Origin of the sequence: Zhongshania aliphaticivorans (genome assembly GCF_902705875.1) — a bacterium.
Classification (GTDB): Bacteria; Pseudomonadota; Gammaproteobacteria; order Pseudomonadales; family Spongiibacteraceae; genus Spongiibacter; species Spongiibacter aliphaticivorans_A.
This window is the reverse complement of record NZ_CACSIK010000001.1, coordinates 390,502-404,260: the sequence shown is the minus strand read 5'-3', so window position 1 is coordinate 404,260 and position 13,759 is coordinate 390,502. Positions and strand designations below refer to the sequence as shown.

Here is a 13,759-nt window from a genome sequence, read left to right as displayed (position 1 = left end):
GCAGATCGTACACCCCCGTAATTTCACTATCATTACCTACTGGGAAAGTCGCAATCGGTCATACTCAAATCACGCCCGCAAAGCCCGCAATAACTTTCCCGAAAAATTCGTCGCCGTATAATCTTCCCTATTGTATGAAACCATTACTACTAAACTGGAAATTAATATTTTTAACCCTTAATTCAAGTTATTTTTTTTCATCAAACCAGTTCTGCCTTGTCGCGATAACTGCTCATTTGGAAAAATATCATCAAACGTAAACGGTTTGCCATCCTTTCCCATATCCAATAAGTAGTAATGATCGGCGTCTACTACTTCATAATAATACTGTGAACTCCCGCCTAATACACCGCCCTTAGATACCAACACAGTAAAACTCGAATTCTCAGGCGCTAACTGCATAAGAGCTTCCAATGACTCTGGATATTCACCATGCTGGTCTTTATACACCTCGACAGCATGAACCAAAGAATTTAATGCCATGCTTGGAAATATCTTCTTCAAGAAGCTACCACCCTCCCCCCGCATCACTAAACCAAAAAGAAATAGTCCAAAATACAATAGCACTGTAAATAAAATGCCTCCCAGCCCTATGAGGGCTAATTTTTTCCCGCCCTTTCTTTTTGAAAACAGCCCCCAACCAATTGAAACAATACCAAATACCACTCCAACCATAGGAATAAAAGACATCCCCCCAAGGACAAATGGGAAACTTCCTAACCTTTCTTTTTCGTCACTCATTGAATATTTCACTCTTCTTTTCAAATATCTCGAATACCGCGCCCTTTATCGACAACTTCCTGGGCTACTTCGAGTCTAAATTCTGGGGAGTATGTGGGTCTGATTCTTTTAGACATAAATGGCACCTAGTTAATGACGGTGAGTTTATCACCTCTAATTAGGTGGCCAAATTTAGTGTGCCACTACACGCCATCTGATATACAGAAGGATGCATTTTCAGGAATTGAAAAAGGTTTACTACCAAGCTGCATACATCCCGTAAGGCTAGCAAGTATCAACAAGACCAGAGTACGTAGGCTTTTGATTTTAAACGACATCTTATTCATATCAACATCTACCTATATCGCTCCGACCTCTTCAGAAATTCTTGCTCACTTTGCAGTCTCTCCTGGAAGTATAGGGGTCATATATGTTTACCTTTTTTATTCATTTGGCTTTTTGAATATACCTCGATAAATCCAATAGGCACAAACGATAGATATAGAAACTAACAATATTCCTGCTGGCTTGTGCCACTCGCCAAAACATACCGTTCCGTTATTAGTCGAGATGCATTCTTGGAACCACAACCGGATTCCCGTGCCCCCCATAAAAACAGTAATAATAAAAGGTAGAGCTAGCTCGATCTTAGATGACTTGTTTTCCATTACCTTAACCATTCTGCCGGTTCGATTCCTGTGAATGTTCCAAAAAACCAACCGGCAGATGCTGCCCCCCCTGCGGGGACTCCGGGTAACATTCCGTCAAAGGAAGCCAACCCCAACCTCAACCTCAACCTCAACCTCAACCTCAACCTCAACCATTGTTGGATTTGCCATTACAGAGTTATAGATAACCCAGCTAGAACTAATAGCACCAACGGGGCCCAAAGCAGACAATGTTGCCTTCCCGATATTCGCGAGACTTTTATCGACAGCAAGATCATATGCAAGCCTATTCGGACTATCGGCAGGTACGCTTGCTATGTTCATAGAACATTCGCCAGTCATGCATGGGGGGCGACTTCCATCCCGGAAGTAATTCGCCGCGTTAGGCCGACTCATGTCGGAGTATCTACCGCCAAACCAAGCGCTAATTCTTTTACCTAGCCTGTAAAGCGAATCATACTCCTCCCGATCCATTTTCCTACCTCTTTCCAAATACCCCGCCCGCTGCTGATTAAACAAGTTTACGAATGCAGCAGTCACTGCCCCATTAGCGAACTTCCCACCGCTTAGTTCGCTGGCTGTACCACCGATAATTGCAGCAGCAGTCACCTGACCGATGTCTAATCCTTCGAACCCAATGCCGGTTGTCGGCAAGAACGGAGATGCGAGTTTCGAAAACCCTGCTGAAGCAAAGCCGTGTCCAAACTTGCCGCCTTGCAGTACAGACATGACGCCCCAACGGCTCCCTGAGTTGCCATGAGTGCAGCAAAACCTCCAGCATTGAGATAGGCACCTCCGCCAATACCGATACTGCCACCAGTCGTTGCCCAATCCGCTCCAGAATACCCTTGAGCTACGGCCTAGAATGCAGCCGCCGAAACACCTGCAATCACTCCAGCTTGCAGGGCATCTGCAGTTGACGCCCCATTTCCACTGGCAATTGCAGCTGTTCCAGCCCCAACACAAGCAGCGTAAGCAGCTCCACAGTAGATTGAGGCAACACCAACGACCATCTGTGCCAATTGTGGATTAACGTGGTCAAGACCGAGGAAATCGTCAAATACTTCGTTCAAAAAATCATAACCGCTGGGGTCAGTACCGACCAGTGGATTGTTCTTCCCGTAACTTCATCACAACTTCCCTATAGCGACGTGCAAGTTACATTTCCAGGCGCAAAAGTGTATACGCTAACGCCTCGCTGATTATCACGTGAATGCAAACAAATCCACGCCAATCGACTGCAAACGCCTGAAATTATTTCATTAAATCATCATAAATCAACTAACTCACGAAGCTCCTTCTTCGCCAAGTTATAAATCTTACTTCGTAAATAATTCATGTCCTTATTCAAGGCTGACTCAGAACCGCATCCGATAGTATGGCCGTTCAATTCCGAGATCATCAAATCATTGAGAGAGCCAGCCCCACCATAGAGACCAATAATTTTTTCTAGGTATTGCCTACGATTATCCAGAACGCTCTCGCTTGAGACATATTTAAATTTTTCTCCCCATTTTTTCTCGCCAACTGACTCTAATAGCGCATGCAATTCATCCAAATAAATATTTAGCATTACTTTATCCAACTTGTATCAATACCCGAGATGTAAATTTAACTTCCCCCACCCCATTAGCTCTCCAAACCCCACCCAATGCGCCACCGCAAAGCCTTCAAATATAGTAGTGCCTGATGGGATTAGTAGTTACTCAGATATTTTAGGCCTTACGCCAATTGGGCAATAGCGCAAAGCTTAAGAAGCTGAACAGCTGTGAACCAAATGCTGATAGATAGACGGTGAGTATTTCGTTCTAGCATATCTCAACTGCCGCTCCCATTTCGTCCAAGCCCGATACAATTTTCTTTAGAATAACGTCCCTATCGCCCTAAAGACCACTTAGTATAATTAAGCTATTTCTGTATAAACCGACTATTGGTGCGAATTCCACTTCGGCAACGGCCCTATTATTTCCATGAATATACTCGACGTGGAATCTATCTATAACTTGCACTATATACCCAGAGGTGTGACGCACTTTCTGAGGACTTATTTTTGTAAACACACTAAAAACTTCCGTCAGAACATTTACTATATCCGGGTTTGCTTAGAGAGCCGAAAACTCAATTGTATTAAAAATGCCTTCAAACCTTGCTCCCTCTACAAATCAAACAGCAGTCCTGAAGCCTCTTCCGCAAACCTTTGCGATAAGCGTGTCCAGATATCGGTAGCCTGATCCGTTGTCAAGGAACTGTCTGGCCCAAAAAGACTTTGCCCATCTAACCATTTCCCTCCCTGCGCCATCTCCAGCGTAGAAAGTCCGTTTAATACAGCAAACGATTCTGCTTTATCTCGATTCCCCAGCCCAGAATAGAAAACCGCCGAGCTCCTTCTCCATCCCTTGGAATTGTTGATTCCCAGTGAAGATTGCCAGCGGGTCGTTACAACAGTCTTACAAATTCAATTTTGTTTTGCTCCTTAGCCAAATTAGATTACCCTAGGCTAGACTCATATCCCCACAGATATAATCCTAGACAATCAATTTCGGCAAATTGCCCCTCTGTATAATACATAAAACACACGGAATCCCCATGCCCTTACTGCCTCTCACTCAACTAGTATGCCCCCTCGACCAGAAGGTATTACTACAAACTGGAAATACGTGGCGATGTGAGAACAACCATTGTTTTGATATTGCCAAGCAAGGCCATGTCAATCTTCTACCTGTGCAAAACAAAAAATCTAAAGACCCAGGTGATAGCAAGGAAATGATTGCAGCACGCCGGGATTTTTTAAACAGTGGTGTTTATAACCCCATTGCCGAAGCACTGGCCAACACGGTAAACGCTCTTTGTGGCGACCAAGATCAACTCGCGATTTTAGATGCCGGCTGCGGTGAGGGGTATTACCTTAATTCCGTATGCGATGCCTTACTAACAAAAGATATCCAGCTTCAAGCAACCGGCTTAGATATTTCAAAATGGGCAGTACGCAGTTGTAAAATCCGCAATCCTAAACTCAATGGCTTGGTCGCCAGCAACCGCCAAATTCCGCTACCAGACCAAAGCCAAGATATTGTGTTATGTACTTTTGGCTTTCCGGTTTACAGCGAATTTAAGCGGGTACTAAAACCTGGCGGCCATATTGTCATGGCCGATCCAGGAACTGAGCACCTGATTGAATTACGCAGTGCTATTTACGACGATGTACGCCGCAGCCCGCCAGCAGATATAAGCCCAGCACTTGACGATAACTGGCAGCTAAGCGTGAGCCAAAAAGTGCAATTTACAAGCCCAGTCATTAATGCCATGCAATGTGAGCAATTACTGGTGATGACTCCTCATTTATATCGCGCCAGCAAAGAAGGCCGTGACCGCGCCGCCCAGCTACATGACATTACTATTACGGGGGATGTACTTATTCGTGTTATCAGCCAGAGCAATTGTTAACACTACAATCCAATTGGCGCTGTTCACTTGAATACTCAAAGGACTAACCCTAGCCAATCTATAACTTACCTAGCTACTTCAAGCTTGTTATAAGTAGGCAAACTTTTGCCGATATGCCCTTGGTGTTAACCCCGTTTTTCTGAGAAACAAACGATTAAAAGAACTTGCGTCAACATAGCCAACTCGCTGCATCACTAGCTCCGCAGACAAGCCGGTGCTCTCCAATAATTTTTTTGCTGCCTCAATACGCAAACTTTGCAGGTAGCTATTTGGGGTATCTCCCACTGCCGCTTTAAATCGGCGCATTAAGGTTCTAGTGCTTACATGACATTGTTGGGCTAATGCTTCTAAAGAAAAGGGTTCCGCTAAATTTTTCTCAAGCCTATCTTGCACAGACAACACCAAAGCATCATTGTGATCAGGCTGCTGCGGCAAAATAAGGTAGGGGGTTTGTTGGGTCATATTAGTATCAACTAATAGTGTCTTGGCACAGAGCGAGGCCATCGCTTTACCCATAAAACGATCCACCAGCAATAAACCAGAAAGCACTTCGGCGCCATTAGCACCACCCGTAATTAAGCGCTCATTTTCAACAACCAGCTGACCCGCACTGAGAGAAATTGACGGATAACGCTGACTAAACTGGGTGGCTAGCCACCAACTTGTCGTGGCGCTTAACCCGTCCAACAAACCTGTTTCAGCAACCACAAAGCTACTTGTGCAATGGGCGCTGATGATACACCCGTTAGCATATTGGCGACGCAGCCAATCAATTACTCCTCGCAAAGCGAGTAATTTGGCACTAAACGCTTTGCCCCCCGGATAATTCATTGCAGGAACAATAACGATACTTCCAGGTTCCACGTCTTTTAAAGCACCATCTACCGCAACTCGTAGACCAGAGGCAGTCTTTACCGGATCACCATGCTCAGAAAGCACTTCCCATTCAAACCCTCCCTCTGAGCGCTGATACTGTTCACGCCAGTGGGAGTTGGCCACCGTAAACAAATCTTGAGGATTTGCTAGGCTGCCGGCGTAACAATTTTCATAGGCTATGGTGTATACCTTAGGCATTACAAACTCTTAGCAACTTCTGGTATTTGTCATTATCAGCACAAATAATGTCAATGTCGACACTTTAATAAGCAAGGCCAAATACTTAAAGTAATAAGCAATCAAACCCACTATAAAGAGAAGCACAGCCATGGCACTACCCGAGCTATTAGAAAATAAATTGCAATTGCCCGCCGTTGCCGCCCCCATGTTTCTAGCTTCAGGCCCTGAACTTGTCATAGAAACCTGCAAAGCTGGCATGGTAGGGACATTCCCAGCACTTAATCAGCGTACTAGCGATGGCTTTGAAGACTGGTTAAATACCATCAACAGTGCATTGAGTGAATTTGAAGCCAGTACCGGTAAAAAGGCTGCACCGTTTGCGGTTAACTTAATAGTACATAAAACCAACCCGCGTTTAGAAGCTGACTTAGCACTGTGCGTAAAGCATAAAGTTCCGATCATCATTACATCTTTAGGCGCTGTTAAATCTGTCATTGATGCTGTTCATGGTTACGGTGGCGTGGTATTTCACGACGTTATTAACGCCCGTCACGCACGTAAAGCAGCCGATGCCGGCGTTGATGGTCTGATTGCTGTATGTGCCGGCGCCGGTGGCCATGCAGGCACCACCAACCCCTTCGCTTTAGTAGCCGAAATAAGAGCCTTTTTCGACAAAACCTTGCTTCTCGCCGGCGCAATTTCAAAAGGCAGTGACATCGCTGCAGCGCAAGTTATGGGCGCTGACCTTGCCTATATGGGGACTCGCTTCATAAACACTCAAGAAAGCCTTGTTCAAGAAGATTACAAATCGATGATTGCTAGCTCCCAGTCTAGCGATATTATCTATACACCCAATATATCTGGTGTTTATGCCAACTTCCTTAAACCCAGTATTGAGCAAGCCGGGCTAGATCCCAATAATCTCGCTCCCAAAACGGATATCGATTTTGGTCAGGAGTTAGAAGTAGACGCAGATAATAAAGCGGGAGAAAAAGCCGGTGGCGCATGGAAACAAATTTGGTCTGCCGGCCAAGGTGTTGGGGCTATCGACAATATTCCCACTACGGCTGAACTGGTTTCTACATTAATTGAAGAGTACCACGCCGCTTTAGCCAAACATAAATAAGGGGTAAATAGCCTACGGCGTTAACTAGACAAAATACGCCGTGGGCCTTTTCTCACTTCCAGCAAGGACAAATAAGCACCAGACCTAACTTGGAGTAAAATAAGCCTAACCACCAACCACAACCTCTATTTCAAGGTGTTTTGTGGATAGCAGGGAGTTACTCACAAGGCAAACTTGCTCTGCCTTCTTAAGTAACTTTTCGGCCTTAGGGCGCAGACTTTCTTCTGCCACTATCAATGTCACCTTCGTCACAATATCTGTAAACAGCATATTTCTCTCAACCTTATTGAGAACGCCGTCTGTCGTGCACTCAATATGTAACCAGTCCAACTTTGCTATACCAGCAACAGTCCGAAAGGATAAGACATAACAATTAGCCACTGCGGCCAATAACAACTCTTCAGGTGACCATTTATCACCGGGACCATCAAATTGACTCGGAGGTGCCACCAATAAGGTGGGCAAATGTGGCGCAGTGGTCTCTAGTTCATTTTCTTTTTCTGCATTGACGGAGACTGAATACTGATGTGGCAGACTTTCCATAACACGACCCTCTCACACTGAAAATTTATCATTTAAATATTAGACATAACTGACAATCGCAGCCGTTACTTTCTACAGTTATCGTAACACCTCAGCTATAGCTGCTCTTTGACACAAATCAACTAATATTTGACATACCCAAGCAAACACACTGCAAATAAGGCAAGTTAATTACCAAACCCAAGATAGTTTCTATGCTGATACATTTTCTACATCAATTAGGCAAATTTATTGTTTTCCAAACAAGATTACCCAGCATATTCAGTCTATAGTTAGACCTATAGGAACAGCGCAACCTATAAGGTCGTTGTACTATTGTCTTTAATAAATAAGCAGTAATAAAAAATGCCAGTATTCTCAAAAAACATCATTGCCGTAGCCATTTTAAGCAGCTTAGCTGCCTGCAGCAGTGTGGACACAATCAGCACAGCATCTATTAATATTGCCCCACCAAAAAGCAGTCAAATTGAGGCATTGTTAAGCACCGAGCAAAACAAGAACCCTATTGACATCAGTCTTTATCCTGAAGAAAACATTCTTGAACTAAATGAGCAAATGCGTCAATTTGTGCACGAACATGTTCCTGCCGCCTTATCCCCACGGTCACGGCTAACTTATTTATTAGATAGTATGGTAAGGCCCTCTCAGCTAGGCCTAAAATACGATCCCGGTATTACCCTCAACGCTGCCGATACCTTTTTACAACGCACAGGTAACTGCCTGTCTCTTACTTCGTTATTTATTGCATTAGCTCGTGAGGCAAACCTCAACGTTTACTACAACGAAGTAACGATACCCCCTAGCTGGGACATGATCACCGACAATAGCATGGTGTTTTACAAACATATCAATGCCGTTGTTGATTTTGGCAATGACGATAAAGAAGTTGTCGATCTAAGTGTCGACAATTACGAATATCACTATCCACAGCACCTTGTTTCAGAGCAAGAAGCGGCAGCACAGTTTTATAACAATCGTGGTGCCGAATTTATGAATACAGGCAATAACGACAAAGCGCTTCTCTATTTTCAGCGGGCGCTTTATTTCGATCCGAGAGCCAGCCATATTTGGGGAAACCTTGGCACCCTTTTACGACGTAAAGAGCGTAACGTCGACGCCGAAACCGCTTATCGTCAGGCGCTAACGCTAAACCCTAGCGACCAGGTGGCAATGAGTAGTTTAAGCCGTCTATATAGAGAGCAAGGGCAAAAAGATAAAGCGCGAACACTAGAAAAAATTACCGAACGCTTCCGTAAAAAGAACCCCTTCTGGCTATATAGCCGCGCTAAGGCCGAATACGAAACTGGCGACTTTGACAAAGCACTTGATCTCATACAACAAGCAATTCGCTTAGACAAAAAGGAATACCGTTTCTATCGGTTTGCCTCTTTAATTTATTTTAGACAAGGAAAGTTAGTACGCGCACAACAGTTTTCTGACAAGGCAAGTAGATTGAAATTACAATCAAATTAAGCAATAAAAAAGGCGCCTCACGGCGCCCTATTCAGTAAATCCTTTTACTTATTACCTATAAAACTAATCCATTAATACTTCCAGCTTAAGTTAAGGCCAATACTTCTGCCCACGTCTTGCTCAAGAATTTTTACATTAGTTCCACTACTGTTCTGCTGTTCAAATTCACGACTAGAATCTAATAGATTCGAGACCTTCACTTTCAACGACAAAGTTTCAGTAGGGTAATAATTATAAATCACATCCAAAGAACCAAATGGCTGTTCAAATGCATCATCGTTACCCGACGTACCGGCAAAAAAGATACGTTCACTAGACACATTGTATAGTAGAGAAGCACTATGCTTTTCATCTGGCGAATCGTAGCCTAGAGAAGCATTAACCACGTATTTAGAATGCCCCGTCAAACGACGTTCAGTATTGGTGACTTCATTATTAGTTGTGATGGTTATTTCAGAATCACTCACCGTCACATTACCGGACAAGAACAAACCTGCTGGCAAGGTTTTTAAACCTTCAAATTCAATACCGTATATCTCACCGCTATCGCCATTTAGGTATGTTAGTACCGTGTCATCATCTGAACCTGCGCCTTCAACCTGTTCAATCGGCAACTCTAAATCTTTATAGAACAACGAAACTGTGAAGTTATCGCCGCCCTCATAATAGAATTCACCGCGCAAATCAAAGTTGCGTATCTGTGTAGATTCCAAAGCCGGATTACCAAATACACGCACACTTAACTCAGGGTCAATATAAGCGACATCTGCCAATTCACGAAGATCAGGACGCACAACAGTTTCACTCACACTAAAGCGAACTTGAAACTCTTCAGATGCTAAAAAGTTATAGCCTGAATAAGTAAGCGCAAAGCTTGAGTAAATATCGTCATTCTGAATAGCAAATGTTTGATCAGGGTCTTGCAATTGCTGAGCCAGCTGCTGATTAAATACACCTGTAAAATCAAGCAAGTTAACCGGCAGTACCGCTTGTTGATATTCTTCCCAGCGTGCACCTACCGTGACTCGCCATTCTTCAGTCATCCGGAAATCAAGACCACCAAAAAATGCGCCAATCTTTTGACCAGCAACGTAACTTTCGTTACCAAAACCGGTACCAAGAGTAATATCAAAGGTATTATTTAAGTCATTAATTCGGTCATCTGAGAATACAGACTGCGGCGTTCCCACAGTTGCATTCGTACCAACATTGACTGTGTAGCCTAAGTATTCACGGGACTTTTCTGAGTTCCACCAACCACCAGAGACGACAAGCTCACGACCATCAATATCAATGGGAAGCTCCGCTCGCCCACCCCAGCTTTCTACGTTATCTTCTAAAGACAAAAAGGCAAACTGTCCTGAAGACGCAGATTGAGAAATAAAGGGGGTTTCTGGGTCAGTCGTACGATCAATTGTACCAACAAAACTAGCACCACTTGGTACTTCCGTCGTTGCTTGTGCATCCGAGTAAAACCAATCTAGACTCAGCATCTCTAACGCAGAAAGAGGCGAGAACTCACCAAGACGATGACTACCTGATATCTGCGTCAATTCAAGCTCACGCTCTTCCTTGCGAGTTACATAATCAACATCAGGGCGATCATCAGACACCTGGTTGTTATTACTATAACCTTCTGTATAACGCGCTTCGTCTTGATGATTTTTAATAAGGTAATGACTTAGCTGAACAGAGTTATCATCGGCATATTCTGCCCCCAGCACCACAGCAATAGTCTTACGCTCTTCATAAACCGTACGCTGAGATTCTGAAAAACTCGTCTCGGGGCTACCAATACTGCGCTTAGTTTGATCCTTATTACGATACTCATCATCGTAAGCCGCACTAACTGATGCGCCCAGCACTAAAGCATCGCTTACATCCCAAGCATTGCCAAGATCGACTTTTAGATCACGGTCACGATCCAAACTATCTTGACTCATAGCCACTTTGCGGTTTAAAGACAGTATTAAGTTACGTTGGATTTGCTCGGCTTCGTCACGAGTAATGGCGTTACCTTCAGCAACTTCAATGTCATAAATATTACTTGAGGTTAAGTCACCTTTATAGCGGCCAATTGCATCTTTAATCGCCTGCGGCATTGAACCTGAATTATCTAAATGGGCTAAACCATCTTTACTCTCGGTATTCATTCCCTTACCGATACTAACCGAGGCAACAGGCCCAGAAGGTACACTACGGGTACGAATATCAATAGCACCGCCGCCAAAATTAGCAGGCAACTCTGGCCCCCATGATTTTTGAACTTTTAGCGATTCAACGATACTAGAAGGAAATAAATCAAGAGGAATAACACTACGTGCTAAGTCTGGTGAAGGCACTGCCGCCCCGTTAACAGTAACGTTACTGTAACGCTCACCTAAACCACGTATGTATATAAACTTATTATCAACCAGTGTCACACCAGTAACACGACGTAAAGCCGCGCCGATGGTGCTATCACCAGCTCTAGAAATGGCTTCAAAGCCAAGAAAATCTGCAGAGTAAGGTAATTCTAACCGCTCATCATCAAGAGAGGCTGCAACGCTTTGTAGGCGTCCAACTACTACAACCTCTTCCAACGAAGATGGCGAGAACTGCTCACTTTGCTCCGGCACTGCCTCTTGAGCTATAGCATTCGACACCATCCCAGTGGTCGCCAATGCTACAGCTAAAGAAAGCTGCTTCCGCGCAAATTGTTTAGTTAGCATAATCATGATCCTAAGTGCTCAGGAAAATGCCCTCTCGAATGGAGGGCGTTCTAGCGCTTTCTATTCTTGCGGGCCTTATCTAATTTAGTTAGGCCCGCGCCCTTTCGGGGGATAGTGAAGTTACTTAGGGAACTAGTGGAGCGCTTAGGCCTACAGTCCAACCAGACAACCAATCATCACCAGCATTCGCACCGCCAATGTAAGTAGGATTTTCAAAGTAAGCATCGATTGCTGAAACATCAGTCAACTGTGTAGCTTGGTCAAAGATCACTGTACCTGCTGCATCAGTCAGGCTTTCTTCAACTAGGTAACCACGTGTACCCACACCGCCAACAATCAAGCTTGTAGAAGGAACATCCGCACCAGTTAGAACAACGTTATTCTCATTGCCATTTACCGGAGTATCTGCATTTTCACCGCCACCTGATAACCAGCTTTCAAGATCAAAACTATCCGTTGCATTACTTGTTTTAAGTGCTTCCCCACAGGCAATTACATTACTGCTTGCTTTGCTCACTTCGGTTTTGGCCGCTTCAATTGTTTCTGGACCTTCGGTGTTATCTAGCTCAAAACACTCATTACTTTCCATGTCAACTGCGTTAGACGTTACGACAGAGTTGTACATTTGGAAAAATGCACCTTCACGGAACAATACGCCTTCAGAATCACCCTTAGAAGTAGCGTTTGTTCCATTGTTAGAGTCAACACCAGTAGTAATACATGTCATGTTTGAAATGATCATATTCGTAGTTGGTGTAATACCGTCACCACGACCTTCACCAGTGTTATCTGCTTCGATACAACGGTTAGAGCCAGAAGTATGAACAACAACAGCATACTGAATCATGCCGTTATAACCTTCAGAGTAATCGATTGAATCGTCACCCACGTTTACCGCAACTAAATGATCAGCATTTACCGCACCACCAAAGAATTCAAAACCATCATCTTTAGTTGTGTAAGCCTGTAAGTAGCTTAAAGTAGTACCGCTACCTACACCGTTAAAGGTGAAACCATTTAGCTCGCTGCCATCGACAACTTCAAATCCAGCGTATTTAACAACTACGTATTCCATAACACCTGAGCTTTCAGCGTTGTTATTGCCGCCGTAACTGCCAGGCTGACCTTCTGAAACTTGGTTACAGTTATGAACGTTATTGGCTGTTGCGTCGAAGTCGCTAACTGCGCCATTACCTGAACCCGTTGCTGTACCGTCATGACACTTGTTACTCATGCCATTACCGTTCATTTGGAAACCACCCCAAAGACCGCGATCATCTTCAGTTGCAGTGCCATCGATGTCTTCATCAGCTGTAAAGATGATTGGTGCACCAGATGTACCGTTTGCAAATATTTGTGAGCCACGCGCTATACGGATATAACTATCAGGGCGTTTAAACACCATAGTCACACCAGCTTCGATGTTCATTTTAGTGCCTTCACCTTCCTGAGGAATACGTGTACCCGCCAATGCGTCTTGGGCATCTACGTCTTCACCAATGAAAAGGCTGTCAGCAAATTCGTGCACACCTGAGATAGCGGCAAAAGTCACTTCATCTGCAGTAATTGGGTTAGTTGAACTAACAAAGCTAGCAGCGTAGAAACAATCAGCTCCAACAACTTGGCCCTGGAAAGTTGAGCCATTTTCCACGTAAGAAGCACATGGATTTGAAACACCGCCGCCACTATTGCTGTTATCTACGCTATTATCTTGGCTATTATCAACAGTAGTTGGGCTTAGGTTAATATCACCACCGCCACATGCTGCTAATAGTAACGCTGATGACATTGCTGTCAGTGCAAAAAGCTTTTTCATAAGGACTATCTCCGAAACCAACTCTAAGGATTTTCTAGGATTGAATTTATGAAGGGTATGGTAGGGTGACTTGGTGACAGCTATATGAACGCTATGTTTCAGAATTGTTACAGTTGCAACAGATAAACCAACTTGGATTTACTGGAAATACCCGACGATATTCCACACAAAATGCAGACTTCAGCCATTGCGCTTGAATTAG

11 protein-coding genes are annotated in these 13,759 nt (G+C 44.1%); 3 read left to right on the top strand and 8 right to left on the bottom strand.

Translation table 11 applies throughout. From position 1 onward, the window contains the following. Positions 1–177: 177 nt before the first annotated feature. The 4 genes from AELLOGFF_RS01900 to AELLOGFF_RS01885 all read right to left on the bottom strand — a co-directional run bounded on the left by AELLOGFF_RS01900 (position 178) and on the right by AELLOGFF_RS01885 (position 2,961). Positions 178–741 carry a type II secretion system protein G gene (locus tag AELLOGFF_RS01900; protein WP_159267080.1) on the bottom strand — a complete coding sequence of 188 codons (564 nt, stop codon included), beginning with the start codon at positions 739–741 and terminating at the stop codon, positions 178–180. 743 nt (positions 742–1,484) lie between these two features. Next, positions 1,485–2,117 (bottom strand): hypothetical protein, encoded by a 633-nt coding sequence (locus AELLOGFF_RS01895; RefSeq protein ID WP_159267079.1) that lies wholly within the window; start codon positions 2,115–2,117, stop codon positions 1,485–1,487. A gap of 131 nt (positions 2,118–2,248) precedes the next feature. Next, positions 2,249–2,461, bottom strand: coding sequence for a hypothetical protein (locus tag AELLOGFF_RS01890; protein ID WP_159267078.1), 213 nt, complete (start codon positions 2,459–2,461; stop codon positions 2,249–2,251). A gap of 197 nt (positions 2,462–2,658) precedes the next feature. Continuing rightward, entirely contained in the window at positions 2,659–2,961 is a 303-nt protein-coding gene (locus tag AELLOGFF_RS01885) for a DUF6966 domain-containing protein (protein WP_159267077.1), read from the bottom strand. Between the two features lie 1,013 nt (positions 2,962–3,974). On the opposite strand from AELLOGFF_RS01885, the gene AELLOGFF_RS01880 reads away from it, so the two are divergent. Beyond that, the gene (locus AELLOGFF_RS01880) at positions 3,975–4,832 is read left to right on the top strand and encodes a putative RNA methyltransferase (RefSeq protein ID WP_159267076.1); all 858 of its coding nucleotides are present in this window, start codon (positions 3,975–3,977) and stop codon (positions 4,830–4,832) included. Between the two features lie 87 nt (positions 4,833–4,919). Here the strand turns inward: AELLOGFF_RS01880 and AELLOGFF_RS01875 are convergent, their stop codons facing one another. After that, the gene (locus tag AELLOGFF_RS01875) at positions 4,920–5,906 is read right to left on the bottom strand and encodes a GlxA family transcriptional regulator (RefSeq protein ID WP_159267075.1); all 987 of its coding nucleotides are present in this window, start codon (positions 5,904–5,906) and stop codon (positions 4,920–4,922) included. Between the two features lie 130 nt (positions 5,907–6,036). Between AELLOGFF_RS01875 and AELLOGFF_RS01870 the strand changes: the two genes are divergently transcribed. Then, positions 6,037–7,014: an NAD(P)H-dependent flavin oxidoreductase gene (locus AELLOGFF_RS01870; RefSeq protein WP_159267074.1), complete on the top strand. Its 978-nt coding sequence runs from the start codon at positions 6,037–6,039 to the stop codon at positions 7,012–7,014. Positions 7,015–7,119: 105 nt separating this feature from the next. Here the strand turns inward: AELLOGFF_RS01870 and AELLOGFF_RS01865 are convergent, their stop codons facing one another. After that, the gene (locus tag AELLOGFF_RS01865; RefSeq protein ID WP_159267073.1) at positions 7,120–7,557 is read right to left on the bottom strand and encodes an OsmC family protein; all 438 of its coding nucleotides are present in this window, start codon (positions 7,555–7,557) and stop codon (positions 7,120–7,122) included. Between the two features lie 345 nt (positions 7,558–7,902). Here AELLOGFF_RS01865 and AELLOGFF_RS01860 point away from each other — a divergent pair, with 345 nt between their 5' ends. Then, positions 7,903–9,030 (top strand): tetratricopeptide repeat protein, encoded by a 1,128-nt coding sequence (locus tag AELLOGFF_RS01860; RefSeq protein WP_159267072.1) that lies wholly within the window; start codon positions 7,903–7,905, stop codon positions 9,028–9,030. A gap of 71 nt (positions 9,031–9,101) precedes the next feature. Here the strand turns inward: AELLOGFF_RS01860 and AELLOGFF_RS01855 are convergent, their stop codons facing one another. Both AELLOGFF_RS01855 and AELLOGFF_RS01850 read right to left on the bottom strand, forming a co-directional pair. Next, on the bottom strand, positions 9,102–11,741 hold the full coding sequence (locus AELLOGFF_RS01855) for a TonB-dependent receptor domain-containing protein (RefSeq protein ID WP_159267071.1): 2,640 nt from the start codon (positions 11,739–11,741) through the stop codon (positions 9,102–9,104). Positions 11,742–11,865: 124 nt separating this feature from the next. After that, the gene (locus AELLOGFF_RS01850; protein ID WP_159267070.1) at positions 11,866–13,557 is read right to left on the bottom strand and encodes a hypothetical protein; all 1,692 of its coding nucleotides are present in this window, start codon (positions 13,555–13,557) and stop codon (positions 11,866–11,868) included. Positions 13,558–13,759 lie beyond the last annotated feature (202 nt).

Excerpts from the sequence above, each read along its gene's own strand:
- AELLOGFF_RS01860 (WP_159267072.1), top strand. The coding sequence starts at position 7,903 with ATGCCAGTATTCTCAAAAAACATCATTGCCGTAGCCATTTTAAGCAGC.
- AELLOGFF_RS01870 (WP_159267074.1), top strand. The coding sequence starts at position 6,037 with ATGGCACTACCCGAGCTATTAGAAAATAAATTGCAATTGCCCGCCGTT.
- AELLOGFF_RS01875 (WP_159267075.1), bottom strand. The coding sequence starts at position 5,906 with ATGCCTAAGGTATACACCATAGCCTATGAAAATTGTTACGCCGGCAGC.
- AELLOGFF_RS01895 (WP_159267079.1), bottom strand. The coding sequence starts at position 2,117 with ATGTCTGTACTGCAAGGCGGCAAGTTTGGACACGGCTTTGCTTCAGCA.
- AELLOGFF_RS01900 (WP_159267080.1), bottom strand. The coding sequence starts at position 741 with ATGAGTGACGAAAAAGAAAGGTTAGGAAGTTTCCCATTTGTCCTTGGG.
- AELLOGFF_RS01855 (WP_159267071.1), bottom strand. The coding sequence starts at position 11,741 with ATGCTAACTAAACAATTTGCGCGGAAGCAGCTTTCTTTAGCTGTAGCA.
- AELLOGFF_RS01885 (WP_159267077.1), bottom strand. The coding sequence starts at position 2,961 with ATGCTAAATATTTATTTGGATGAATTGCATGCGCTATTAGAGTCAGTT.
- AELLOGFF_RS01880 (WP_159267076.1), top strand. The coding sequence starts at position 3,975 with ATGCCCTTACTGCCTCTCACTCAACTAGTATGCCCCCTCGACCAGAAG.
- AELLOGFF_RS01850 (WP_159267070.1), bottom strand. The coding sequence starts at position 13,557 with ATGAAAAAGCTTTTTGCACTGACAGCAATGTCATCAGCGTTACTATTA.
- AELLOGFF_RS01865 (WP_159267073.1), bottom strand. The coding sequence starts at position 7,557 with ATGGAAAGTCTGCCACATCAGTATTCAGTCTCCGTCAATGCAGAAAAA.